We start from the raw sequence: 25776 nt of genomic DNA on the forward strand, positions 1-25776 counted from the left end.
ATGAACTGTGCTTTTCTTCAGTCCTTTTTGTCCCATGGACTCTGCTTAATCTACAGCCCGTTGCAGTTGTGGCACGTTTCTGCAGTGCGGTTGCGCTTCATTGCTTTGTCGTAACCTCTCGGGCCTTCGGCAAACTTTGCTGTTTTGCACTACATACGCTTAATAGGTTGTTTCTGTGGTTCCGGGATTTTTCTGCAAAAGATGTTCGCCCGCAGATGATGGCTGAAGGCCAGCCCCTCACTCGGCGTTACGCATTGCGCTTTTTCGTAATAGCCAGCCTGCTTTTTCATCTTGTATTTACCGTAATGTCGTTCGCAGCAAACAGAACTTTTTGGAGTGGCGCAGACGCATAGGCCGTGCGGAATATTTGTCTACGGGGAGATAGCCTGCTTCAGCTCTCGTATGTCCGGCTTGCAGGTGCGCGCGCGGCCGGTATTTTTTTGTGCGCCAGTAATGTGTGTAAAGCCCAATTGGCCCAATGCTCTTGCGTTATCCGTCTTGCCGATGTACTGCATAGACATGATTGATTTCAGAAGGCTAGAAGCATTTTGCAAGGTGTATGAGTTGCGCAGCTTTTCACGAGCCGGCGATGAGCTTTTTTTGTCTCAGCCCACCATCAGCGCACATGTTTCTGCGCTGGAAAAGGAACTGGATGTCAGGCTGCTGGACAGAATGGGCCGCGGTGTTTTGCCTACGCCTGCCGGAGAAATCCTGTACCGGCATGCAATGACCGCGTTTGCCAGCCTTGAAACTGCTCATCTGGAGATAAGCCAGTTGCAGGATATCATTACCGGTGAAGTTCCGGTCGGTGCCAGCACCATTCCAGCCCAGTACCTGTTGCCACCGGTTATGGCCGCTTATATGCGTTCGTTTCCTGAGGTTCAGTTACAACTGCGTACAGGAGATACCGGCGAGATAATCCGTAAAGTCGGGGCAGGTGAGCTTACGCTCGGGGTGGTAGGTGCTCATGACCAGCAGCCGGATATCGTGTTTACTCCCATTATCGATGATGAGCTTATCATTATCGGCGCACCGGATTTTGCTCCCCGCAGCGGTAGTGTTTCTTGCGAATCGCTGGCGGATATGCCCTGGGTCGTGCGCGAAGCAGGTTCCGGAACATGGAAGATTTTTTCCGCAGCGTTGGGAACGCATGGCATCGATTGCCGGAGTTTTCGTCCAGTGGCCTGTGTTGACAGCTCGCAGTCTGTCATTCAATGTGTCCGCGCCGGACTGGGGGTTAGTGTCACCTCCCGCATCGCTGTTGCGGAATTTCTTTCACGCGGCGAACTGGTTGAAATTACAGTGGACGGACTGGATGTCCGCCGCGAGTTTTTCTGTATTTATCACTCACGGCGGCAGCTGTTTCCGGCGGCACGCCATTTTATCGAGTTTTTGACAAAAAAATGCCGTTGAACACGACAGGCTGAAGGAAGCTTCAATGTCCCGCATCACGCTGGTTGATAAAGTAAAAGCTGCAGGCTGAGCAGCAAAGATAGCTCCGGGGGACCTGGAGCAGATTCTTGCTTCTCTGCCCGGACGCGCCCAGCATGACGACCGGCTGATTGTTGGCAGAGAACATAATGAGGACGCGGCGATTCTGCATTTTCCTGCGGGAAAAGCACTTGTGCAGACAGTGGATTTTTTCACTCCCATTGTGAATGATCCCTACAAATTCGGCAGGATAGCAGCTGCCAATGCGCTTTCAGACGTCTACGCCATGGGTGGAGAGCCGTGGTGTGCCATGAACCTTGTTTGTTTCCCCATCAAAGATTTGCCGCGGGATATTCTGCAGGCCATTATCCATGGGGGATACGACACATTGTGTGATGCCCGGGCTTCACTTGCCGGCGGCCACAGTGTTGAAGACGATGAGATCAAGTTCGGCCTTTCCGTAACCGGTGTGGTAGACCCCGACGGCTTTACTTCCAATGCCGCACTGCAGACCGGTGACCAGCTGTTGCTTACAAAGCCTTTGGGCACCGGCGTGCTTGCCACTGCACTGAAGGCACGCTGGGACGGTGCGGACGAGATTGAGGAACTGGTTTTCAGGTGGGCAGGGCACCTTAATGCCGCTGCCGGTTCGGTACTGCGCGCCATGCGGCTGAAAGCGGCTACGGACGTGACCGGTTTCGGGCTCGGAGGACACCTGCTGGAAATGGCTCTGGCGTCTTCACGCACAGTGCGGTTGTGGGCGCAGCGGGTTCCTGTCATCGAACGTGCCGCGGAGCTGGCCTCTATGGGGCTTGTTCCGGCGGGCAGCTACGCCAATAAGCATTACTGTGAATCCAAAGTCACCATTGATGCCGGTGTGCCTACAATAACGGCTGATCTGGTTTTTGATGCCCAGACTTCCGGCGGACTGGTGCTTGCCGTGCCGGGCAGCCGTCTGGATGAGGCTGTTTCCAGACTGCATGATGCAGGCGAGTTTGTTGCCCACATTGGTGAAGTGACTGACCGGCAGTCCGCTTCCCTGCATCTGGCCGCTGTGTAGGGGCAGCTGTATACGCAATACTTGCCATCCGGCTGCTGCGGTGGTATAGGTGCGCGCCTTCGATACGTGAGTGCTCATCTCACATTTCTTTTTTTGTGCGAGAGTGGCGGAATTGGTAGACGCACTGGACTTAGGATCCAGCGCCTTTGTGCGTAGGAGTTCGAGTCTCCTCTCTCGCACCACAAGCACTTCTTCAGAGGTACTGGAAAGTCCGCAAGAGCTACGGCTGGCGCGGGCTTTCTTGGTTTTGTCGTCCGGTTGTGTCCGGTGCATGCACTGTGCGACCGGAGTTCGGTGCATAGGTGGCCGTAGTCCGTGTCGGCTGCGGTCGGGTGTTGCAGTGCAGCAGGTACGGGCTGTCGTGTGCTTTGTCGTACGGTGCCGGGCTGGCTTCGCCGGGAGAGTGGGGCAGTTCCACCCCCGCCGTCGCAGGCGCGGAAACGGGGGTGGGCTTCATTGTGCCGGCTGCAGATGACTGTTTGCCGGATGACTGTTAGTCGGATGACTGGCTACACGGCTTCACATTCGCACAGGTCGCGGGCTATAATCCGCCGTGCAAGCGGCGATTCCATCTGAACAACCTTGTACTCGGGGCGCCTGCATTCACCGTGGCCGTATACATAGTCGGCTGATTCGAGTCTGCGGATGGCAGCCTCTGCCTCTTCCCGTGTGCCGGAAACGGGAGAGTTGTCCGAGTCACGGTAAAGCTGCCATCTCTGATCTGCATCCATGGTTCCGGTGAAAAAATGGCGCCTCACAATGACCGTGTACTTGTTCATGTCGTCCTCCTGTTTGGTCCGGTGCAAAAAGCCAGACAATGTGAATGATATATTCTTATAGGCATACCTGTCAGTAAAAGCAAGTTTTTGTAATTGTAGAAGTTTTTGAATGAGTTGCAGCGCGGTGCCGATGAGCTCATATGCTCCGGCACTGGTATGCCCCTGTTGATTTCTGCGCAGTGCCGGACCTCAGACCGTCGCGGCCGGGGCGTGCCCGCAGGGATGTAAACAGCCAATGAAAATGTCACCTTTTTGGGACGGTTTGGGACAATAAAAATGTCATGGTTTCCACCAATGGTTGTTGTTCCCCTACCAAGTCCCCGGAGTTGTCTCCTGGGGGTTATGAATCGCCCTCGCTATGGGTTCACGAGGGTGAAGATACCAGTGCCATGAGGATTCTGCCGCAGGGGAGGTCTGCTCCCGTTCCTGGGCCCCTCTTGCCAACGATTTTTCCTCAGAAGCCGGTTCTTCCGAAGATTTTCCCGTGACAACGGGGACAAGGACAAAGGCCTCTCCGTCCGCCAGCGCCATGAGCTCGTCATCAAGCTTTTCGACCACGGTGACCGCCTTGCCGCGCCGAAGCAGTCTTGTGCGGCCCCGACTATCCTGAAGACGGTACTTCTGCCCGCCGAAAGCTACGGTGGAATCTCCACAGGCCTTGCGCTGCTCGTGGCGCGCCAGCAGCAGATCGAGATTCGTTCCTTCCACAACAGGCAGAAAAGCGTTTTGCGCTTCGGCCGGAGCTCCGGCAAACTTGGGATTGTGCATCTGCTCCGCATACGTGCCCAGAAAGTCGTTCGCCGCCTCCACGGTACGGATCCCTGCCAAGCGAAAAGCAATCACGAGACGGCTCTGCAGCGTCCTCCACAGTCGCTCGATGCGTCCCTTGGCCTGCGGCGACCGGGCAGCAATGAAGCGCACCCCCAAGGTCTCCAGCACGCGGCCAAACTGGGTCTGGGGCGCGACTTTGCCTTGGAGCTCCTCTTCGATCGTCAGCTTGCCCGTCTTCGGGGAAACGAAGATCGTATGCCGATCCGCGTAGATCGCCCGGGGGACGCCGTGGCGCTCAAGCATCTGTCTCAGAACACGCAAGTAGCCCGACAAACATTCGTTTTTCTCTATCCAAAGCCCCACGACCTCTCCGGTGGCGTCGTCGATGGCTCCATGCAGCGAGCGCATAACGCCGTCCCCGAGCCAATCAAACGGAGATGCGTCCATCTGCACCAAATCTCCCCTCCGACGGCTCCGCTCCCGGCATCTGCGCCCCTTCGGACTTCGGTGACGATGCGCACACGCCACGCCCTGTTCCTTGAGTATCCTGCCGATACTTTTGGCGCTGAGCTCAAGCCCGTACCTGGAAGCGAAAAGTTCTTCCATATGCTGACAGCTCGCCCCTTCAAAGTCACTTTTCGCCTTCTCGGCAACGAACTTACGGATTTCCTGGGCAATTCTCCGATTCGACGCTTTGCCCCGTCCTTTGTGGACAAGGCCCACGGCTCCCTCCTTACGATACCGATTTTTCAGTCGAATCACCTGCCGGTAGCTCAAACCAAGGACTTCTCCCGCCTCCCGAACCGTGAACGCTCCGGCCACTGCCTGCTTGATCACAAACGCTCGCCGCGCTTCCTCTGCCTTCATGAGTACGTCACCACGTGTCTTCATGGGATGACATTTCTATTGTCCCAGACAGGGGTGACAATATCATTGTCCGGTAACAGGCGTGCCCGCAGGGATTGACTCCGGCATAAATTACGCGTAGCAAAACCCGATTTGCATCCGTACATTTTTTGTATCGAAACGATGCCTTTACCAGCGAGTCTCTGCATGATGCCGCTGGTATGCCATCTGTATTGAAAGAAAGAGCGGTTGCCGCTTTTTCAGGTGAATATTCAAGCGGTATATCATGTCGTGTCCCTCAGCGGACCATGCCGTTAAAAATCCCGCCGGGCGTCCGCCGGAAAGCCGGAGACCCTGAGCCAGCACAGACGCCTCTGGCGTGTAAGGAGCGAACCCATGGAATATAATGTCGAAGACCTTTCGCCGGTTAAAAAGAAAATTACTATCACAGTGCCCGTTGAAGAAGTGAATGCCGCTCTGGCTGCCACCATCGCCGTGTACCAGACCAGTGTGAACCTTTCCGGTTTCCGCAAGGGTAAAGTGCCTGCCAGCATCATCGAAGGACGCTTCCGTAAGGAAGTATACAACGAAGCCACTCAGGATCTGGTGAACGTGCATATCAACGAAGTTGTGGGTTCGCTCGACACCCAGCCTGCTTCGCGCATCGATTTTGATGGCGGGCAGCTGGAACGTGACAAGGAATTTGTCTACACCATTTCTTTTGAAGTGATGCCCGTGTTTGAAATGCCTGATTATGACGGCATGGAAGTTGAGCAGGAAAAGCCCGAGGTTGACGAAAACGAAGTCAACGCCGTGCTGGAGCGCATTCGTACCAACCTTGCCGACGTGGTTACCGTGGCAGAACACCGTCCCGCCAAAGACGGCGAGATTGCCGTGCTGGATTTTGCCGCTTATGAAAACGGTGAGCCCATTGCCGGTGTGGCCGCAGATAATTTTGAACTGAATCTGGGCGGCAATCAGGCGCTGGTCGATTTTGAAGAGCTGGTGAAGCGCGCCGTGCCCGGCGAAGCAACCGAAGGCGATGTCACCTTCCCCGAAGATTTCATCAACCCCGAGTTTGCAGGCAAGACCGTCACCATGAAAGTGACCGTGCACGCCGTGAAAGAACGCAAGCTGCCCGAACTTGATGACGAACTGGCCAAAAAGGCCGGCGGCTTCGAGTCTTTTGATAAAATGCGTGAAACCGTGGAACAGTCCTATCTGGAAAGCCGCACTCAGCTGTGCAAGGCTCAGGCCCAGAAGACCATGGTGGACAGCCTGCTGAAGACGCTGGACTTCCCTGTACCTGAATCCATGCTGGAAATGTACATGGACAGCCTGCTTGCCGAAAAGAAAGACCGTCTTGAACGTCAGGGCAAAAGCCTTGAGTCTCTGGGCAAGTCTCCTGAAGAGCTGCGCGACGAAGTGCGCCCCGAGGCAGAGCACATTGCCCGTACCCAGATTTTTCTGGTAAAGGCAGCCCAGAAGGAAGGCGTAACTGTTTCCGAGCAGGAAGTGGATCGTCAGCTGCAGCAGATTGCCATGCGCAGCGGTCAGGATTTCCAGACCATGAAGGAACACTACACCCGTACCAACATGATTTTTAACCTGCGTGACCGCATGCTGGCTGACAAAGCCATGGAAGCCATCTACGAAAAAGCGGCCATCAAAGAAGTTCCCGCAAAGAAAGAAGCAGCCGAAGCCGCTGAATAGTTTCTGCTGTATCTGTTGTTGTTTTGCAGGGGAAGTGCACCGCACTTCCCCTGTTTTTGTCTAAAATGCGGCAGGCGCTATTGACTGCGGCCCGTCGCGTGATAACGATTGTCTTGAGCCGCCAGCACACTTGAGCAGTCGGCACGCTTTCTGCTACTATGCAGATGTGTCCGCCGCTGCAGAGTGAAGGTTGCAAAAAGCGCCATAATCCGCTTTTTTTACGCGGATGCACGGCGGCGTGTATGACCTGCCGTCTTTTTGACTTGAACATACATACAAATCCCGATGTCCCGCCGTTCGCTTACGGGCAACAGCCGCATCATCACCCAGGAGTTATCATATCATGCCCATCCCCATGGTTATTGAGTCGACGGGCCGTGCCGAACGGGCCTACGATATTTATTCCAGACTGCTGAAAGACCGTATCATTCTGCTGGGCACCCCCGTGGATGACAATGTTGCTTCACTTATCTGCGCCCAGCTGTTGTTTCTGGAATCGGAAAACCCTGAAAAGGAAATTTATCTGTACATCAATTCGCCCGGCGGAGTGGTGACAGCGGGGCTGGCCATATACGACACCATGCAGTACATTTCCGCGCCTGTGGCCACGTTGTGCATGGGGCAGGCCGCCAGCATGGGGGCTTTTCTGCTGGCCGCAGGCCAGCCCGGCATGCGGTTTGCGCTGCCCAACAGCCGCATCATGATTCATCAGCCTATGGGCGGTGCTCAGGGGCAGGCCACAGACATTGATATTCAGGCTCGGGAAATTCTGCGTCTGAAGGACAGACTGAACGAAATTCTGTCCCGTCACACGGGGCAGCCTCTTGAAAAAATTGTTGAGCATACCGATCGCGATTATTTCATGGGGCCTGAAAATGCAAAGAACTTCGGTATCATTGACCGTATTCTCACATCGCGCAAAGATGTGGAAAAAGACGGCAAATAACAGGAAGGGCTAATGGATAGAAAAAATGACGGGTCTGCACAGGAGCCCAGATGCTCGTTCTGCCAGAAAGGGCCGGACAGCGTAAAGCGCCTGATTTCAGGGCCTGATGTTTATATTTGCGATGCATGCGTAGAGCTGTGCAATGAGATCATTGCGCAGGAGCATGTGCAGGAATCAGTGGATGCGGGCAAGCTGCTCAGCCCTGCGGAAATCAAGGCCAGGCTGGATGAGTATGTCATAGGCCAGCATACGGCCAAGAAAATTCTGTCAGTTGCTGTGCACAACCACTACAAGCGCGTGTTTTTTGCAGAAACACTTTCTGATGAAGTGGAACTGGAAAAAAGCAACATCCTGCTTGTAGGGTCTTCGGGCAGCGGTAAAACCCTGCTGGCTAAAACTCTGGCCCGTGTGCTTAACGTGCCGTTTGCCATAGCCGACGCCACCACTCTGACAGAGGCCGGATACGTGGGCGAAGATGTTGAAAACATTCTGGTGCAGCTGCTGCAGAATGCCGATTATGACATCGAAGCCGCTTCCAAGGGTATCGTGTATATTGATGAAATCGACAAAATCTCCCGCAAGGGCGACGGTCCTTCCATCACCCGCGATGTTTCCGGCGAAGGCGTGCAGCAGGCGCTGCTTAAAATCATCGAAGGCACCGAAGCCAATATTCCGCCCAAGGGGGGGCGCAAGCATCCCCAGCAGGAATTCATCCGGCTTGATACGTCAAATATCCTGTTCATCATGGGCGGGGCATTTATCGGGCTGGACAAGATAATCGAGCAGCGGATGCATGGCGGTGCCATGGGCTTTGGCGTCAAGGTAGCCTCGAAAAAGGAGACCCCGCTTTCCGACCTGCTTGGCAACGTGCATCCCAACGATCTGGTCAAGTTCGGGCTTATTCCCGAATTCATCGGTCGTATTCCGGTCATTACGCATGTGAATGAACTTGCGGAAGATGACCTTGTGCGCATTCTGCAGGAGCCGAAAAATGCCCTGGTGCGCCAGTACCAGAAGTTGTTCGAGCTGGATCACGTGAAGCTGCGCTTTACCAGCAATGCACTGCGCGCGGTGGCCCGTCAGGCCATAGAACGCAAAACCGGCGCCCGCGGGCTGCGCAACGTGCTTGAGTCCGTCATGCTTGAAATTATGTTCAATCTGCCTTCCATGACCGGCGTTAAAGAGTGTGTCATCAACACCGCGGTGGTCGAAGAAGGCAAGGAGCCTATTTTCCTGTACCAGACGGAAGCCAAAACCGGAACCTGATGCCCGCCAGACGGGAATCATCGTTCCGACGGCTCCCGCCGGCCGGGTTCCCGAAAGGGAAACGCCTGCCGGAGAATTGACAATTCCGACAGGGGCGTTAGCTTTTGGTCTGACGTCCCTTTCTTTTTCAACGTGCCGGACGTTGACCTTCTTCAGGAGGAGTAAATGACAGATTTTGATGCAGAATTTTCCGCAGGAAACCCTGAGGGAATCCAGCTTCCGCTTATGTCTCTGCGAGAGGTGGTCATGTTTCCGCGCTCCATCGTTCCTCTTTTTGTGGGACGTGAAGCGTCTATCAAGGCCATCGACAGCGCCATAGAGCATTATGGCAAGACTATTTTTCTGGTGGCGCAGCGCGAGCCTGAACTGGAAAAGCCCGGTCCCGAGGATGTGTTTCCTGTGGGAACCGTCAGTAAGATTCTTCAGATTCTCCGCTTGCCCGACGGCACCATAAAGGTGCTTTTTGAAGGTCTGTACCGCGCCCGCTGGACAGGCGGCGAACTTTCTGTGGAATCTGGTGATTCCGCGTACCCTGTTGTTACGGTGGACCCGCTGGATGACGACGGCGATGCCGGTCCTGAAGCGGATGCTTTGGTGCGGGCCACACATGAGGCTCTGGAAGAATACAGCAAGACCAACAAAAAGCTTGCGCAGGAGGCTCTGGCAGCCATTCTGTCGCTGACATCGCCCGGCAAACTGGCAGATGCCGTCATGCCGCACCTTAAGGTGGAGTATCGTAAAAAGCAGGAAGTGCTGGAAAACACCGACCCCGCTAGCCGTCTGGAAGCCGTGTTTGAAATGTTGCAGGGCGAGATTGCCATATCGTCCATGGAAAAGCGCATCAAAAACCGTGTGAAAAATCAGATGGAGCGCAACCAGCGCGAGTACTACCTGAACGAACAGATAAAGGCCATTCACAAGGAAATGGGGCGCGAAGACGACCCGCAGGCCGAAGTGAACGACCTTGAAGAGCAGCTCAAAGCCAAGGATATGCCTGATGAGGCGCGTGAAAAAGCCTTACGCGAACTTAAAAAGCTGCGCCAGATGCCGCCTTCTTCCGCGGAATACACCGTGGTGCGCAACTATGTGGACTGGATAATCGATCTTCCCTGGAATGCGCTGAAAGAAACGACCATCGACATAGAAGAAGCCCGCCGCACGCTGGATAATGACCATTACGGTCTGGAAAAGCCCAAAGAGCGTATTCTGGAATATCTGGCTGTGCAAAAGCTTGTGAAAAAGCTGAAAGGCCCTATTTTGTGTCTTGTCGGGCCTCCCGGCGTGGGCAAGACATCGCTTGCCCGTTCGGTGGCCACGGCCACAGGACGGGAGTTTGTGCGGCTTTCGCTGGGCGGCGTGCGTGACGAAGCCGAAATCAGAGGGCACCGCCGTACATATGTGGGGGCACTGCCCGGAAAGATTCTGCAGTCGCTCAAGCGGGTAAAGTTCAACAACCCGCTTTTCTGCCTTGACGAAATAGACAAGATGAGCACCGACTTCCGTGGTGATCCTTCTTCGGCTCTGCTGGAAGTGCTTGACCCCGAGCAGAACGGCACGTTTGGCGACCATTATCTTGATCTGGACTACGACCTTTCGCAGATCTTTTTTATAACCACGGCCAACAGCCTGCATTCCATCCCGCTGCCGCTGCAGGACCGCATGGAGATAATCCGGCTGCCCGGCTATCTAGAAACGGAAAAGCGCCGTATCGCACGCGATTTTCTGCTGCCCAAGCAGATAGAGCAGCATGGCCTGAAACCGGAAAATGTCCGGCTTTCAGACAATGCCCTGCTCGACATTATCCGTTCCTACACGCGTGAAGCAGGTGTACGTAACCTTGAGCGCGAAATCGCCACCATCTGCCGCAAGTCAGCCATGCAGCTTGTGGAAAAAGATGACATGGACCGAGCAGTGACTGTTTCCAGACAGAATCTGGGAACGTTTCTCGGGGTCAAAAAGTACCGGTACGGAGAAAAGGAAAACCAGCCGCAGGTCGGGGTTTCCACAGGGCTGGCATGGACGGAGCTTGGCGGAGAACTGCTGCTGGTGGAAACTGCCATCATGCCCGGAACAGGCAAGGTATCCATCACCGGAAAGCTGGGTGATGTGATGACGGAATCTGCCAAGGCGGCTCTTTCCTATGTGCGCTCGCGTTCCGACATGTTCGGTCTGCGTCCTGATTTTCATAAGGAAATAGACATTCATGTGCACGTTCCCGAGGGCGCCACGCCCAAGGACGGCCCTTCGGCGGGTATCACGCTTGCCACGTCGCTTGTATCTGCGCTGCTGGGCGTACCGGTAAGCGACGAACTGGCCATGACCGGTGAAATAACGCTGCGGGGCAGGGTGCTGCCCATCGGCGGACTGCGTGAAAAACTGCTGGCTGCGCACCGCGGGCACATTACAAAAGTGCTCATTCCCCGTGATAACGAAAAGGATCTGAAGGAAGTGCCTGATGAAATTCTGAAAGGTCTTACCGTGGTTCCTGTTGATCATGTGGATGATGTGCTGCCCCATGCACTGCTGGCGGAAGCCGATGCCATATTCAACGGTATGGAAGGCCATACCCCGCTTTCCTGTTCTTTGAGAAAAGGGGCGGAGGTTCCGGCTTCCACTCCGCAGTAGCCGAAGGCTTTTGCGCACTGTATCAAACGCCCCGCTGAAAAGCGGGGCGTTTCTTTTATGACGTGCGTTGACTTTGCGTTACGAGAAGAGTAGTTACCGTAAAAAGTGACCATCGGTCACAAAGTAAACACTGGTCACAAGGGTGTGCCATGAGACGCAGACAGCAGGAAAAAACACAGCAGACCCAGACCGAGCTGCTGGACGCGGCGCAGCGTCTTTTTGAAGAAAAAGGTTTTTTTGCCACAACCATAGCAGAAATAACTACCCGGGCAGGTTACGCCAAAGGAAGCTTTTACCGCCACTGGGCGGGTAAAGACGAACTGATCCTGCAGCTTATCGAGCAGAAGCTGGCTGCCTACAGGGCCCGCAGGGCGGAGCGCCTGCAAAGCGCGCGTTCGCTGGAAGAAGCGCTGGATGCTGTCTGGGATTTTCTGGACAGCATAGTGGACGACCGCAACTGGTCGAGGGTTTTTCTGGAATTCACCATTCACGCTTCACGCGATGAACGGTTGAAGGCAGAGCTGGCTAAACGCATATACCGCCTTTCGGACGCCATGTTTGCCGATATTGTGGGCGGCTATGTGCCACAGGGGTATCCTGCGGAAAAAATGGGTGCTCTTAACACCGCGTTGTTTGAGGGATTTCTTATTCACAGCATTCTGGGCACAGGTACGCTGCAGACCCGTGATGTTCGTCTGGCGGCGCGGGCTCTGGCCCTGGCGCTTAAGGACGGTTCTGAACAGGAACCGGCAACCGCGACAGAAAGCAGTTCGGGAGGGTAGTGTGAAACGTCTGATGTTACTGGCCGTATGTGCGGTCTTGCTTGGAGTGTCCGGCTTTGCTTCTGTATGTCTGGGGCAGACGTACAGGCTGACATACAGCAGCTTTTTTCCGCCCTCGCATGTGCAGTCCGTACTGGCGGAAGAGTGGGCGCGGGAAGTTGAAAAAAGAACAGCAGGCGCTGTCGTCATTGATTTTTATCCTGCCGGAACCCTGACAGGGGCAAGGCAGGCCTACGACGGCGTGGTGCAGGGGATTTCTGACATCGGGCTCTCCGCGCTGGCGTATTCCAGAGGACGTTTTCCGCTTATGGAAGCCGTGGACCTGCCGCTGGGGTATACCAGCGGGGCGCAGGCCACACGGGTTGCAAACAGCGTGTACAGTCACTTTGTGCCGCGCGAACTGCAGGACGTGCATGTGCTGTATTTTCATGCCCATGGTCCCGGGCTGCTGCATACGCGGCAAAAGGCGGTGCGCTCGCTGGAAGATATGCAGGGCTTGAAGCTGCGTGCCACAGGAAATTCCGCCAGTGTGGTCAAAGCACTGGGCGGGACGCCCGTGGCCATGTCGATGCCTGAATCATATCAGTCCATTCAGCGCGGCGTGGTTGACGGCGGCATGTATCCTGCCGAAACAAACAAAGGCTGGAAAATGGCGGAAGTTGTTGATTACTGCACGGAGGCCGTGCCCGTGGCGTATACGACAACGTTTTTTGTGGTGATGAATAAAGACCGGTGGGAATCTCTGCCCGGTGAGGTGCAGGAGACCATCACCCGGATAAGCCGCGAGTGGGCACCGCGCCATGGTGCGGCGTGGGACGAGAGCGACGCAGAAGGCAGGGCGTTTTTTGCAGCGCAGGGCAACAGCTTCATCACGCTGGAAGAGGCCGAGATGGCACGCTGGAAACAGGCTGTCGAGCCGGTGGTTCAGGAGTATGTGCGGCAGGCCGCAAAGCGTGGTGTGGATGCAGAGGGCGTGGTGGAGTTTATCCGCAATGAGCTTGCAAGCGGCCGTTGAAGCCGGTGTCTTACTTGAACAGTGATTACAGGCACGGGATATCCCGTGCCTGTTTGTCCGTAAGAGGAAACAGAAGTGAAATGGCTTGATGGTATGCTGTCGGGGACAGAGAACCTGATGCGGGCGGGTGCAGGATGCTCCCTGTGCGGTATGGTGCTGGTTACTGCTGCGGATGTGGCAGGCAGGGCCTTTGCTTCGCCGCTTTTCGGTACAGAAGAGCTTGTGGCCTTTCTGGCGGCGCTGACGGCGGGCTTTTCACTGCCGTATGCGCACAGGATGCAAAGTCATATCGCGGTGGAGATTTTTATCAGACGGTACGGCCGGAAAGTGCGGCGGGTGATCAGGTTGCTGGTCGATGCAGTCTGTCTGGCGCTGTTCAGTGTTCTGGCATGGCGTCTTTTCGATTATGCCGTTTCCATGCGCCGTTCCGGCGTACTGTCCATGAATCTGGAACTGCCGGAATATCTGGTAGTCGCTCTGGTGGGGCTGGGCGTTGTTGTGTTCGCGCTGCATCTGGTGTGCGACGTGCTGCGGGCCGTACGGGGAGAAGCATGATGGATCCCACGATTGCGGGTATTTGCGGCATTGCTGCCATGATGGTGCTTTTCATGCTGCGCATGCCGGTGGCTTATGCCATGCTGCTGGTGGGGGTTGTCGGGTTCAGTATGCTTACCAGCGTCACCGGCGGGCTGAACATGCTGGGGCGGTCGGTATATTCCACGTTTGCCTCGCACGAGCTGAGCACCATCCCTTTGTTCATTCTCATGGGGCAGATTGCTTTCAACGCGGGTATAAGCCGGCGGCTTTATGACACCGCGTATTGTTTTTTGGGCCATGTGCGCGGCGGGCTGGCCATGGCCACGGTTTCCGCCTGTACGGCATTCGGCGCTGTCTGCGGATCCAGTCCGGCCACGGCGGCCACCATGGCCACAGTGGGCCTGCCCGAGATGAAGCGCTTCGGATATTCGGACGAACTGGCCGCCGGCGCCGTGGCTTCCGGCGGCGGGCTGGGCATGATCATGCCGCCCAGTGTTGTTCTGCTGGTTTACGGAGTGCTCACAGAGCAGTCCATAGGCGCTCTGTTCGTGGCCGGTATTCTGCCCGCCTTGCTGCTTACCTTGCTTTTTATCGCGGCGGTTGCGGTGCAGTGCCTGCTGTACCCGAAGCACGGACCGGCAGGCCGGCGTTCGTCATGGCGTTGCCGTCTGCGTTCACTTATGGGGCTGGTGGACACTCTGCTTGTTTTTGCGCTTGTCATCGGCGGCATGTTCTACGGCTGGTTCACCCCCACGGAGGCTGCTTCCATCGGCGTGCTCGGGGTGTTTGTGCTTGCCGTATCCAGAGGGCATCTGGGATGGCGGGGTTTTGTCAAAGCCGTGGATGAGACCCTGCGCACATCATGCATGGTCATGCTGCTGATAGCCGGTGCCACCGTGTTCGGCAAATTTCTTGCCGTGACCCGTATTCCTTTTGACATTGCCGGCTGGGTAGGTGGTTTTGATCTGCCGGCCTTTGCCGTTATGGGACTTGTGGTGGCCGTGTACTTTGTGGGCGGCTGCTTTATGGATTCACTGGCGCTGGTCATGCTGACCATACCGGTGTTCTATCCGCTGGTGCTCAATCTGGGGTACGACCCTGTCTGGTTCGGCATCATCATTGTGCTGGTAACTGAAATGGGGGTCATCACTCCGCCGGTGGGTATAAATGTTTATGTTGTGTACGGCATTGCCCAGCAGGTTGTTCCGGGCGGTATAGCTCTCGAGAGTGTGTTTAAGGGGGTTCTGCCTTTTCTTGTGGCGGTGATTGCGGGCATTGCCCTGCTGCTTTGCTTTCCGCAGATTGTCACCCTGTTGCCATCGCTGATGTATTGAGAACGGTACAGCAAAAAACCGCCCCGTGGCATCACGGGGCGGTCTGTTTTTGTACGGCCGGTTGTCAACGCAGCGAGGTGCCTACACTGGGTGAATATCCTGTGGCGCGGTACATGTGGCCCGAATCCAGCAGCGAACGCAGCTCCCGGGTAAGCGGCAGCGTGCCGCTGGCCATGGCCAGCACCTCGTTGCTGGGGGCATGCAGCAGTCGTATGTTGAACCGGACATGCTTCGGGGTGCGCGTGTAGGTTCCGCTCAGCATGAGGGTGGTGCGCAGGTTTTCGTTGGCAAGCAGCCGCTGTTTGCGGGTAAGCATTATTTCGCCTTTGCGCGGTGCAAACATCACGCCGCGGCTTTTGCGGATTTCCTGCACCTTGTAACCGGCCTGAGCGAACCATGCCGCCAGTTCTTCACTCATCTGGCGTGCCAGCGGGTTGGCTGCTTCAAAATCGTTTATATCCACAGGGGTGGTCACTATCAGTGAGTATCCTTTGACGGGGGTTTCAAACAGGCCCAGACGTTCGGCCAGCTGGCTGTCTATGCTGCGCGCCACGGCGTCAGCTGCCTGGGGCAGACTTTGGGCGGCTGCGGCAAGAGGAAGCAGCAGCGCCAGCATCAGCAGGCCGACGGCTATATGAAATGAATATGTTCTGACATGCATGTCCGTATCTCCCGCGCTGATTTCAGCGCATGCTGCGTACCATGCGGTCGGCTGCCTGCAGTTCATGCTGCAGGCGTTCACGCAGGTCTTCATTGCGGGCAAGAGAGAGTGCCACAAGGTACTGTTCCCGTGCCAGTTCGTAGCGCCCCTGTTCCATAAAAAGGCGCGCCTGCCGGTAGCTGCCCAGTGCCTGTGAATCATATTCCACCACCACCTGTGCGGGCGGAGGAGGGGGCGGGGCCTGTTCCGGCATGGTGGAGCACCCTGCCGTCAGCAGGACGGCACCCGTGCACAGGGCCATGATGATTGCGACTTTGCTGTTGCGCATGGCTGCTCCGTTAATGAATGTCGTCGCCAAGGTCGATACTTGTCAGATCAGTGGCGCGGGTCATTATTTCAAAATCCTGCATGCCGACATAGGTGGATTCCAGCTTTACATCCGTGGATGCCAGCATGCGTCTGGTGACACCGGTTACCGGAAACACCAGCTGTCCCGTGCGCAGCACAAGGCCGTCGGACGCTCTGATAAGCCGCGCGTTGACGAATACACTGTATCTGTCGCGGTAGTATGTGCCTGTCAGATAAATATTGGCGGCGGGAGAAGCCGCGATGACCTGATTGCCGCGCGAGAGAATGAATTCCCCTTCGGCTCGGCGTGTGGCTATGCCTTGCTGAAGCCGGTATTCCCGTACGGGAAAGCCCCGCTGGTTGAATTCGTAGAACAGCTGTTCGGCAATATATCTGCCAAAGGATGAGCTCTGCTCGAAATTGTCCTGATTGACAAAAGAAGCAGGCAGTGCGGCAACGCCTTTCAGCGCTTTTTCCGCCTTGCCTTCCAGCAGCTGATCCGCCAGTTCTCGTATTTTCAGTTTGAGCTCACGGGCGTCGTCGTATTCAGGCGAAGGCGGCTGCACGGCACGGTCTTCGGTGATGTGCACAAGACCGTTGTTGCCGTCGGACACCACAACTCCGCGGGGCAGCCCGTGCACGGTGCGCAGGGTGGTTCTGCCGCCCTGTACCAGCGTGTGGTCGCCCTGCGGATTCTGCACCCGCAACGCCGTGCCGGTATTAAAGCCTTCCATGCCGGTGCCGTGCTGCACGTCTTCGGCCAGCGCTGCGGGCGCTGTCGTCAGCACTCCCGCCATGGCGCATGCCAGCAGTGTATTTTTCAGGATTGACATCCATGTCCTCCGTATACTTCTGCCGCTTCCCTGCGGCGAATTAGTAGCATCCGATAAGCATATCGGCAGCTGGCGGTATTTCTTAAGTGCAGAGAGCATCCGGATATGCCGGTGCAGAAAATGCGGAGGTCATAAAGAAACAAAGGCCCGCGGGGGGCCTTTGTATGTCAGGAATGGTCAGTCTGTCTTTTGGAGCAGGCGGCGCACAGCCCGTCCAGCCGTATTTCGATGCGCTGCACGTCTACATTATGTTCTGCGGCTGTGCGCATGGCCCACTGTTCCAGCGGTGCGGGAGCAAGGCAATGCATTCTGCCGCACTTGCGGCAATAGAAGTGGCAGTGGGGCGTTATACCGTTTTCCGGTGTGCTGCAGTAGCGGAACGACCTGTCGGCGGCGCTTGTTTTGCTGATAACTCCCCGTGCCGCCAGCGTATCCAGCGTGCGGTACAGGGTAACTCTGTCCATGGTTCCTGCCGGCAGGGCTTCCAGCACCTCCTGCGCGCTTGCGGCATATCCCATGCCGTGCAGGGCGCGCAGTGCGGCCAGACGGTTGGGGGTGGCTTCCAGCCCTGCCGTCAAAAGGCACTGTTCAGCGCCGGCGGTATGATGGTTGTCTGTCATTATGCCATCCTACAGTGCGGCGGTGCGCGCTCTGCGCAGCCGCGAGGCCGCAGCTGTGACGCAGACGCAAGCCACTCCGGCGGCTATGATGGCCGCGCCGGATGTCAGATTGAACATGTACGAAAGCCACAGACCGCACAGGCAGAACACCATGCTCCACAGCGTGGAGGCAAACATCATGCCGCCCATGGTGCGCGCGGTGCGCGCCGCGGCGAAAGTGGGCAGCGTAAGCAGCGCGATGACAAGAATAAGCCCCGCAATGCGGATGAGCATGACCACGGTGACTGCCGCCATGGCGATGAGCAGCAGGTACAGGAGTCTGGCCGGAACACCCCGCGCGGCTGCGTATTCTTCGTCAAACGATGCCACCAGCAGCGGCTGGTAAAAATAGGCTACGGCGCTCACGATGACCGCATCCAGCCCCGCCATAAGCCACAGGTCTCCGGCGGGAACCGCCATGATGCTGCCGAAAAGATAGCTCATGAGATCCACGTTATATCCGGGGGTGAGGTCCAGCAGGATAATGCCGGCAGCCATGCCGGCAGCCCATAGAACTCCTATGGCGGCATCGGCCCGTTGTCTGTCGCGTCGGGCTATGTCGGCCATGATCAGCGAGGTGGCCACAGAGAATCCGAGGGTGCACGGCAGTACGGGCAGCCCGAAATAAAAAGCCAGTCCGACACCGCCGTATGCCGCATGGGCGACTCCGCCGGCCAGAAAAACCAGCCGGTTGACCACCACCAGCGTGCCTATGATGCCGCAGGCGATGCTGGCCAGCAGGGCCGCCAGCAAAGCGTGCTGCATAAAGTCATATGAAAGGGCTTCAATCATGTTTTTTCTCCGGCAGCGTGGGAAAGATGGTCGAAACGGAGTTGATGAATGTGCCCATGGGGCAGGTTTTATCGTGAGTGCCGTAGAGCATGGTCAGCATCTCGGCAGTCAATGCGGGCCCCGCATTGTACCTCAGCGTTCTGTTGACAAGTGCCACGGCACTGAACGCGGAACCGGCAATGGACAGATCGTGACTGACCACAACAATGGTCATGGGGCCGCGCAGCTCTGCCAGAAACTCGTAGAAACAGAACTTGCCTTGCGGGTCGATGTTGGAAGTGGGCTCATCCAGCAGCAGAAGGAGCGGGTCGGAAACCAGCGCCCGCGCCACAAGCACCCGCTGGCGCTGTCCGCCTGACAGGTCTGAAAAGCGGCTGGCCGCAAGATGCTCCAGCCCGACGGTCTCCATGCACTGCATGGCTTTCTGCCGTTCGGCAGGGGTATGTCGCCACCTGCCGAACAGCCCTTTTCCGTCACGGTTGGCAAGCCCCATCAGCACCACATCAAGCGCACTGGCAGGAAAAGAGGGCTTCGCCGTGATACTTTGCGGTACATAGCCGACCTTGTGCAGTACTTCCCGCGGCTCTTCGCCGAACAGGCGCACTGTTCCTGCTGTGGGTTTCAGCAGCCCCAGCAACAGCTTGAACAGTGTGGTCTTGCCGCCGCCGTTGGGGCCGAGCACCGCAAGATACTCGCCCTCGTCCACACGCAGCGAAACGTTGTCCAGTGCCAGTCCCCGGTCGCCGTAAGCTGTGCGGCTGTCGTAGCTGAAGCTGACAGCGTTCACATCTATGACAGGTTGCGTCATTTCAGTTACCGAATGAGGCTGCAAAAGCTTCTGCCACACTGATGAGGTTGTCAGCCCAGTCTGCAGCCAGCGGGTCTGCCGTGACTACGGTACCGCCTATGCTGCGGGCGATGACAGCCGCACTTTTCTGAGAAAACTGCGGTGCAGCGAAAACGACGCGGATATTTTTTTCCTGCGCTGTCTCTATGAGTTCACGCAAGGTGCGGGGGCTCGGTTCCTTGCCCTGCAGTTCGATGGGAATCTGGTGCAGCCCGTAATCGGCGGCAAAATATCCCCACGAAGGGTGGAAAACCATGAAGGCTCTTCTGTCTGACGGAGTGGAGGCGAAAATGGCGCGCAGTTTCGTGTCGAGTGCATCGGCTTCCTGCTCAAAAGCAGCCAGATTGGCACGGTAGAGCTGCGCATGCTGAGGCGTTGTTCTGATGAGAGCTTCTGTCGCGGTGCGTGCCATTACTTTCATATTGGCAGGCGAAAGCCATACATGGGGATCGCTGCCTCCTTCGTGTTCGTGCCCGTGCTCGTCATGCCCGTGCTCGTCATGTCCGTGTTCATGCGGGGCAATTCCGGCATGGTCGCTGTGTTCCGTTTCGTGGTGTCCGTGTTCCTCGTGGTCATGGTGACCGTCTTCGTCGTGGCTGTGCGCATTGTGGGCATGACGGTCGTCTTCGTGATGGTGTTCCGCCATGGGCAGTTTGGTAATGCCGTTATCCATGGCAACCGGTGTCATGGCTTTGCTGGCCGAAAGAATGCGCTCAAGCCATGCCGATTCAAAAGGAACCCCGATGGAAAAGTAGAGATCGGCTCCGGCAAGGGCGGCGAGCTGAGCGGGGCGGGGCTCATATGTTGCCGGACTGGCACCCGGAAGCACCATCACCGAGACATCGGCTGTGTCTCCTGCGATTTTTTCGATAAGATATTTTTGCGGAATGATGCTGACAGCCACGGAAACGTCGGCCGCGGCTGCGGTGCCGCCAAGGGGCATAAGCCCCGTGAACAATGTTATAAACGCCGTTGCGGCGTACTGAAACAGGCGGTTCATACTGACTCCTGCCGGTGATAGGGTTATGAGAATGCAACTCAGTTGCATAGTATGTGGCTGCACAGGCTTTCTGTCAACGCATCCCTGCGGATAAAATGCGTCCTGTCCGCCCCGATGCTTGGCTTGCCTGTGGAAATGCAGTATGAAGCCTGCATCCGTAACCGAGCCAATAAGGATGCTTTACATGACCATTGCACGCAGAAAATCGCGCGAAGTAACCATTGGAAACGTGCGTATCGGCGGAGATAATCCCGTAGTTGTCCAGAGCATGACCAACACCGATACGCGTGACGTCGAGCAGACCGTGGAACAGATCAACAGCCTTGCCGAAGCCGGCTGCGAGATTGTCCGCGTGGCTGTGCTTAATGATGATGCTGCATGGGCTATCAGGCCGATCAAAGATCAGGTCACGGTGCCGTTGGTGGCGGACATTCATTTTGACCATCGTCTCGCTGTTTCCGCTCTGGAGGCAGGCGTGGACGCCCTGCGCATCAATCCGGGCAACATCGGCGGTCAGAAAAACGTGGACAAGGTGGTGGATGCTGCCAAGGCCCACGGTTCCGTCATCCGTGTGGGAGTGAACGGCGGTTCGCTGGAGCGCGATCTGGTGGAAAAATACTGCGGTCCCACGCCGGAGGCCATGGTGGAAAGCGCTTTGCGCCATGTGCGGATGCTGGAAGACCGCAATTTTGACAACATCAAGATTTCGCTCAAATCCTCTTCCGTAACGGATACTGTAACGGCCTACCGGCTGCTCGGGCAGCAGTGTGAATATCCTTTGCATATCGGCGTGACAGAAGCGGGCACCATGCTGCGCGGCTCTGTCAAGTCGTCGGTGGGCATAGGCATATTGCTGTGGCAGGGCATAGGTGATACTTTGCGGGTTTCGCTGACGGAAGATCCCGTGGCCGAAATGGCTGTGGCATGGGAAATTCTGCGTTCGCTGGGGCTGCGTTTCCGCGGACCGGAAATCATATCCTGTCCTACCTGCGGCCGTACCGAAATTGATCTCATTTCGCTGGCCGGAGAGATTGAACGCAGGCTGCAGAACGAAACCCAGAGTTTCAAAGTGGCAGTCATGGGCTGTGTGGTCAACGGTCCGGGTGAAGCACGGGAAGCGGATATCGGTATTGCCGGCGGCCGTGACAAGGGTATCATTTTTCGCCACGGCGAGGTTATCCGGACCGTGAAAGGCGGTTCCAACCTGCTGGCTGCTTTTAATGAAGAACTGGATAAATTTTTGGCTGAACGTCAAGGACGGTAAAAAACAACAATGCGCTGGAGCAATTTTTATATTCCCACCCTTAAAGAAGCCCCTGCCGATGCGGAAGTGGTAAGCCACAAGCTGCTGATCCGTGCGGGAATGATCCGCAAGCTTACTTCGGGGATTTATATTTATCTGCCGCTGGGGCTGCGCTCTATCGAAAAGGCGGCGTCCATCGTGCGTCAGGAGATGAACAGCGCCGGAGCACAGGAACTGCTTATGCCCATGGTGCAGCCTGCCGACCTGTGGCAGGAGAGCGGCCGCTGGGATTTTTACGGCAAAGAACTGCTGCGTATTTCAGACCGGCACGGCCGCGATTACTGCCTTGGGCCCACGCACGAAGAGGTCATTACCGACCTTGTGCGGGGTGAGGTGCGTTCGTACCGGCAGTTGCCTCTGAATCTGTATCAGATCCAGACCAAGTTCCGCGACGAGATCCGCCCGCGTTTCGGGCTGATGCGCGGCCGTGAATTTATGATGAAGGATGCGTACTCCTTTGACCGGGACGCACAGGGGCTGGATCTCAGCTACCGTGCCATGTACGAAGCCTATATGAAAATTTTCAGCCGTATGGGGCTGAAATTCCGCGCAGTGGAAGCGGATTCCGGTTCCATAGGCGGCAGTTTTTCGCATGAGTTCATGGTGCTGGCCGAAACAGGCGAAGACACTATAGCATTCTGCCACGACTGTGATTATTCCGCCAACGTCGAACGTGCGGAAGTAGTGTGCACGCTGGATGAATGCGATGCCCCCGTTGCCGGTGTGGAAGAGGTGCATACTCCTGACCGGCACACGGTGGAAGAAGTGTGCGAGTTCATGAATGTGCCTGCCGCAGCGCTGATCAAAACCCTGCTGTATGTGGCCGACGGCGAGCCTGTTGCCGCTTTGGTGCGCGGTGACCGCGAGCTTAACGAGGCCAAACTGAAAAACCTGCTGCGTGCCGATACTCTGGAGCTGGCCTCTCCTGAACAGGTCAGGGAATGGACCGGCGCACCGGTGGGATTTGCCGGCCCTGTGGGGCTGGGCGTGAAACGCCTGTTTGCCGATAATGAGCTGCGGCTTGCCACGGACTGGATAACCGGTGCCAACAAGGCAGACACGCACCTGCGGCATGTAAGCCTGAAACGCGACACCCGCCTTTCGGGATATGCCGACCTGCGCATGATTACGGAAAAGGATCCCTGCCCGCGGTGTTCCGGCACGCTGGAGCTTACCCGCGGTATTGAAGTGGGCCACGTTTTCAAGCTGGGCACAAAATACAGCGAGGCCATGGGCTGCAAGTTCCTTGACGAGAACGGCAAGGAACAGGTCATGCTGATGGGGTGCTACGGCATAGGCGTTTCCCGTGTGGTGGCCGCCTGTATTGAACAGAACAGTGACGAGAACGGCATTGTTTTTCCGCCCCCCATTGCCCCCTTTGAGGTGCTGCTGCTTAATCTGGACGGCAAGAACGATGATGTGAACGCCAGAGTGGACGAGCTGTACGGGGCAGTGCAGGCAGCCGGATGCGATGTGCTGATGGACGACCGTAATGAGCGTCCCGGGGTCAAGTTCAAGGATGCTGACCTGATAGGTGTTCCCATGCAGCTGGTTGTTGGCGGAAAAGGCCTTGCCAGAGGCATTGTGGAGGCCAAGGACCGCCGTACCGGAGAAAAAACGGAACTGTCCGTGGACGGGTTTGCGCAGGCTTTTGCCGCATGGCGCAGGCAGGTTCTGCAGGGCTGGGGTCTGTAATACGCTGACAGTCTGCCGCCCGTGTCCCCCTTGCGGGATACGGGCGGTTTTGCATGGCGCTGCAAGGCGCATCTCAACGGGGTCGACCGCGTGCGGACGGTGCCCCGCATGTTTTTAGATATGACCGGATATTAGGGTATGACAAAGATTTTTTCGGTCGGCGAAGTGACCCGCGGTATAAAAAATACGCTGGAGGCGGCGTATCCTTTTGTATGGGTCAGGGGGCAGGTTTCCAACCTGTCGCGTCCGGCATCCGGTCATGTGTATTTTTCTCTCAAAGATGAAGACGCCTCGCTTGCCTGTGTGTGGTTTCGTCATGCGCAGCGCGGTGAAGAGACCTTTGACCCGCTTACCGGCGAGGTTTTTGACGACGGGCCGCGCCCCGGGCTGGCCGCTGTCATGCGCAACGGGCAGGAGATGCTCTGCGCGGGCCGTGTGACGGTATACGGGCCGCGCGGCACATATCAGCTTGTGGTCGAGCTTGCGCAGGATGTGGGGCTGGGCGAACTGCACCTGCGGTTTGAAGAGCTTAAGAAAAAGCTGGCCGGTATGGGCTGGTTTGATGCCGCCCGCAAACGCCCGTTGCCGCGTCATCCCCTGCGTGTGGCTGTTGTTACTGCGGCCACAGGCGCTGCCGTGCGTGATTTTGTGCGTATTGCGGCCGACAGGGGCAGCGGCTGTTCCATACGGATTTACCCCGTGCCGGTGCAAGGGGATGATGCCCCGCCCCGTATTGCCGCCGCTCTGGAGCTTGCCGCCGCGCATGACTGGGCGCAGGTTGTGGTGCTTATCCGCGGCGGCGGTTCGCTGGAAGACCTGTGGGCTTTTAATGACGAGCGTGTGGCAAAGGCTGTTTTTGAAAGTCCTTTACCGGTGCTGACAGGTATCGGGCATGAGGTCGACACAGCCATAGCCGACATGGTGGCTGATGTCAGGGCCGCGACACCGTCTCATGCGGCCCAGCTGCTGTGGCCGGAGCGTCAGGAGCTGGTACAGCGGCTTGATGATGCTTCCCAGCTGCTTGACCGCGCATGGGAACTCGGTATGCAGGAACGTGAGAAAAGCGTGAAAGAGTGCGAACGTGCGCTGCACTGGCTTTCTCCGCAGCGGTCGCTGGAACGGCTGGATGAACGTTTTGCCGAAGCCGTGCGGCGGCTGATGGCGGCCGCACAGGCACTGACAGAACGCAAGGAACGCCGGCTGGCAGCAGAGACTGCATCGCTGCGGCATGCCTTTGGCCCTGCGGCGCTGGACACCGGACTGCTTGCCGTGCGTCAGCTTGCGGCAAGGCTTGTGCGTGCCGGTGAATCTTTTGCGGAACGTGCCGCCGTGCGTCTGGAGCGGGAAACGCTGCGGCTGAAAGCTGCGGACCCGCTGCTCCCTCTGGAGCGGGGGTACAGCATCTTGCAGCGTCCCGACGGCGGTTTTGTCCGCAGTGTGGCAGGGCTTGAGGCGGGGGATAACCTGCGGGTGCTGGTGCGTGACGGAGCGGCTGATGTGGCGGTGACGGCTGTGCACGCTGTTTCTGCGGCAGAGGCCGCCGGTATGCCGGCAGGTGGGAAAAAAATCAAAGGAGACCGTTCCGATGATGAGTCATGACCGTTTGTTTTCGCGCAGTGGTGGTGCCCGGCAGGGCAGACCGCAGACATTTTTCTTTTCCGGCGGGATTGTCTTTCTTTCCGTGCTGGCGCTTTTTCTGCTGTCCGGTGCCCGGACGGCAAGCGGTGCTGTGCGTCTGGAAGCGCCGGAAGTTGTATTTCCCGGTCAGCCTTTTGTTGTCACCCTGATAGCCGATGAACCTGTGGAAAAAGTGACTGTGCAGTGGAACGGCGAGGCCATTGATCTGCCTGTGGAGGTGCGGCAGACCGGAGCCGGTGAAGCCCGCTATGCCGCTGCTCTTCTTGGTGTGGGGCTTTCGCAAAAACCGGGCAGGGTGCCCCTGAGGGTGGACGCGGTGGTGTCCGGTGCCGCGCACAGCAGCCGCCGCGAACTGAAAGTGCGGGATAAGGAATACCCCGTGCAGCGTCTGACGGTAAAAAAACGCTATGTGGACGTTGCCAAGGCAGACCTTGATCGTCATGAAAAAGAGCGGGCAAGAGTAAAGCAGGCTCTTGCATTGCGTACCGGTATGCGGTTCTGGGATTTGCCGTTGCACCGGCCTGTGCCCGGGGGTGTTTCCAGCGTTTTCGGCCTGCGGCGTTTTTTTAATGACCAGCCGCGCAAACCGCATTCCGGCATTGATCTGCGCGGTGCACAGGGCAGCCCCATACAGGCTTGTGCCGAAGGGGTGGTTGTGTTGGCCGAGAATCATTTTTTTGCAGGCAATTCGGTGTACATTGACCACGGCGAAGGAGTGGTCAGCATGTATTTTCATATGTCCAGACTGGACGTTCGCGCAGGCGAACGTGTGAAAAAGGGACAGGTGATAGGTGCCGTAGGCAGCACCGGAAGGGTCACCGGGCCTCATCTGCATTTCGGCCTGAGCCTGCAGGGGGTTTTTGTAGACCCCATGCCTTTGTTCGAGTAAGTGAGC

Annotated in this window: 23 protein-coding genes and 1 tRNA gene; 15 read left to right on the plus strand and 9 right to left on the minus strand. The window is 57.0% G+C overall.

The features are described 5' to 3' along the window. Positions 1-519: 519 nt before the first annotated feature. From ACZ5D1_RS07135 to ACZ5D1_RS07145, 3 genes are all read left to right on the plus strand, one after another. Positions 520-1413: a selenium metabolism-associated LysR family transcriptional regulator gene (locus ACZ5D1_RS07135; protein ID WP_027181176.1), complete on the plus strand. Its 894-nt coding sequence runs from the start codon at positions 520-522 to the stop codon at positions 1411-1413. A gap of 25 nt (positions 1414-1438) precedes the next feature. Beyond that, on the plus strand, positions 1439-2491 hold the full coding sequence (gene selD, locus ACZ5D1_RS07140; RefSeq protein WP_464556376.1) for a selenide, water dikinase SelD: 1053 nt from the start codon (positions 1439-1441) through the stop codon (positions 2489-2491). Between the two features lie 97 nt (positions 2492-2588). After that, a tRNA-Leu gene (locus ACZ5D1_RS07145) sits at positions 2589-2673 on the plus strand. Between the two features lie 327 nt (positions 2674-3000). Here ACZ5D1_RS07145 and ACZ5D1_RS07150 read toward each other — a convergent pair. Both ACZ5D1_RS07150 and ACZ5D1_RS07155 read right to left on the minus strand, forming a co-directional pair. Beyond that, on the minus strand, positions 3001-3270 hold the full coding sequence (locus tag ACZ5D1_RS07150; RefSeq protein ID WP_011368114.1) for a hypothetical protein: 270 nt from the start codon (positions 3268-3270) through the stop codon (positions 3001-3003). A gap of 309 nt (positions 3271-3579) precedes the next feature. After that, positions 3580-4932, minus strand: a complete 1353-nt coding sequence (locus ACZ5D1_RS07155) for an ISNCY family transposase (protein ID WP_011366651.1) — start codon at positions 4930-4932, stop codon at positions 3580-3582. 351 nt (positions 4933-5283) lie between these two features. Between ACZ5D1_RS07155 and tig the strand changes: the two genes are divergently transcribed. From tig to ACZ5D1_RS07195, 8 genes are all read left to right on the plus strand, one after another. Further along, on the plus strand, positions 5284-6600 hold the full coding sequence (gene tig / locus ACZ5D1_RS07160) for a trigger factor (RefSeq protein ID WP_011368113.1): 1317 nt from the start codon (positions 5284-5286) through the stop codon (positions 6598-6600). A gap of 343 nt (positions 6601-6943) precedes the next feature. Next, positions 6944-7546, plus strand: a complete 603-nt coding sequence (gene clpP, locus ACZ5D1_RS07165) for an ATP-dependent Clp endopeptidase proteolytic subunit ClpP (RefSeq protein ID WP_011368112.1) — start codon at positions 6944-6946, stop codon at positions 7544-7546. Positions 7547-7558: 12 nt separating this feature from the next. After that, complete coding sequence (clpX, locus tag ACZ5D1_RS07170; RefSeq protein WP_011368111.1) at positions 7559-8812, plus strand: ATP-dependent Clp protease ATP-binding subunit ClpX; 1254 nt, start codon at positions 7559-7561, stop codon at positions 8810-8812. A 165-nt stretch (positions 8813-8977) separates the two neighbouring features. Beyond that, on the plus strand, positions 8978-11437 hold the full coding sequence (gene lon / locus ACZ5D1_RS07175) for an endopeptidase La (RefSeq protein WP_011368110.1): 2460 nt from the start codon (positions 8978-8980) through the stop codon (positions 11435-11437). A 149-nt stretch (positions 11438-11586) separates the two neighbouring features. Then, positions 11587-12219: a TetR/AcrR family transcriptional regulator gene (locus tag ACZ5D1_RS07180; RefSeq protein ID WP_464556379.1), complete on the plus strand. Its 633-nt coding sequence runs from the start codon at positions 11587-11589 to the stop codon at positions 12217-12219. A gap of 1 nt (position 12220) precedes the next feature. Continuing rightward, the gene (locus tag ACZ5D1_RS07185) at positions 12221-13234 is read left to right on the plus strand and encodes a TRAP transporter substrate-binding protein (RefSeq protein WP_464556381.1); all 1014 of its coding nucleotides are present in this window, start codon (positions 12221-12223) and stop codon (positions 13232-13234) included. 75 nt (positions 13235-13309) lie between these two features. Continuing rightward, positions 13310-13789: a TRAP transporter small permease gene (locus ACZ5D1_RS07190; RefSeq protein ID WP_027181174.1), complete on the plus strand. Its 480-nt coding sequence runs from the start codon at positions 13310-13312 to the stop codon at positions 13787-13789. Next, complete coding sequence (locus ACZ5D1_RS07195; protein ID WP_464556537.1) at positions 13789-15105, plus strand: TRAP transporter large permease; 1317 nt, start codon at positions 13789-13791, stop codon at positions 15103-15105. The genes ACZ5D1_RS07190 and ACZ5D1_RS07195 overlap by 1 nt, the downstream gene beginning before the upstream one ends. A 64-nt stretch (positions 15106-15169) precedes the next feature. On the opposite strand, the gene ACZ5D1_RS07200 is transcribed toward ACZ5D1_RS07195, so the two are convergent. From ACZ5D1_RS07200 to ACZ5D1_RS07230, 7 genes are all read right to left on the minus strand, one after another. Further along, complete coding sequence (locus tag ACZ5D1_RS07200; protein ID WP_464556383.1) at positions 15170-15766, minus strand: FlgO family outer membrane protein; 597 nt, start codon at positions 15764-15766, stop codon at positions 15170-15172. Between the two features lie 22 nt (positions 15767-15788). After that, positions 15789-16094 (minus strand): hypothetical protein, encoded by a 306-nt coding sequence (locus tag ACZ5D1_RS07205; RefSeq protein ID WP_011368104.1) that lies wholly within the window; start codon positions 16092-16094, stop codon positions 15789-15791. 10 nt (positions 16095-16104) lie between these two features. Beyond that, positions 16105-16947, minus strand: coding sequence for a FlgO family outer membrane protein (locus ACZ5D1_RS07210; protein WP_464556385.1), 843 nt, complete (start codon positions 16945-16947; stop codon positions 16105-16107). Positions 16948-17114: 167 nt separating this feature from the next. Further along, on the minus strand, positions 17115-17567 hold the full coding sequence (locus ACZ5D1_RS07215) for a Fur family transcriptional regulator (protein WP_011368102.1): 453 nt from the start codon (positions 17565-17567) through the stop codon (positions 17115-17117). Between the two features lie 9 nt (positions 17568-17576). Then, positions 17577-18398, minus strand: a complete 822-nt coding sequence (locus tag ACZ5D1_RS07220) for a metal ABC transporter permease (protein ID WP_011368101.1) — start codon at positions 18396-18398, stop codon at positions 17577-17579. Further along, positions 18391-19206 (minus strand): metal ABC transporter ATP-binding protein, encoded by an 816-nt coding sequence (locus tag ACZ5D1_RS07225; RefSeq protein WP_464556388.1) that lies wholly within the window; start codon positions 19204-19206, stop codon positions 18391-18393. The genes ACZ5D1_RS07220 and ACZ5D1_RS07225 overlap by 8 nt, the downstream gene beginning before the upstream one ends. Position 19207: 1 nt before the next feature. Next, positions 19208-20245 carry a metal ABC transporter solute-binding protein, Zn/Mn family gene (locus ACZ5D1_RS07230; RefSeq protein WP_464556390.1) on the minus strand — a complete coding sequence of 346 codons (1038 nt, stop codon included), beginning with the start codon at positions 20243-20245 and terminating at the stop codon, positions 19208-19210. 184 nt (positions 20246-20429) lie between these two features. Between ACZ5D1_RS07230 and ispG the strand changes: the two genes are divergently transcribed. The 4 genes from ispG (at position 20430) to ACZ5D1_RS07250 (ending at position 25770) form a co-directional block, all read left to right on the plus strand. Further along, on the plus strand, positions 20430-21509 hold the full coding sequence (gene ispG / locus ACZ5D1_RS07235; protein ID WP_011368098.1) for a flavodoxin-dependent (E)-4-hydroxy-3-methylbut-2-enyl-diphosphate synthase: 1080 nt from the start codon (positions 20430-20432) through the stop codon (positions 21507-21509). 9 nt (positions 21510-21518) lie between these two features. Further along, positions 21519-23243 carry a proline--tRNA ligase gene (locus ACZ5D1_RS07240; protein WP_464556392.1) on the plus strand — a complete coding sequence of 575 codons (1725 nt, stop codon included), beginning with the start codon at positions 21519-21521 and terminating at the stop codon, positions 23241-23243. 138 nt (positions 23244-23381) lie between these two features. Further along, the gene (gene xseA / locus ACZ5D1_RS07245; protein ID WP_011368096.1) at positions 23382-24842 is read left to right on the plus strand and encodes an exodeoxyribonuclease VII large subunit; all 1461 of its coding nucleotides are present in this window, start codon (positions 23382-23384) and stop codon (positions 24840-24842) included. Next, positions 24829-25770: a M23 family metallopeptidase gene (locus ACZ5D1_RS07250; RefSeq protein WP_273195425.1), complete on the plus strand. Its 942-nt coding sequence runs from the start codon at positions 24829-24831 to the stop codon at positions 25768-25770. Before xseA ends, ACZ5D1_RS07250 begins: the two co-directional genes overlap by 14 nt. The last annotated feature ends 6 nt before the right edge of the window (positions 25771-25776 follow it).

The organism is Oleidesulfovibrio vietnamensis (genome assembly GCF_055388115.1).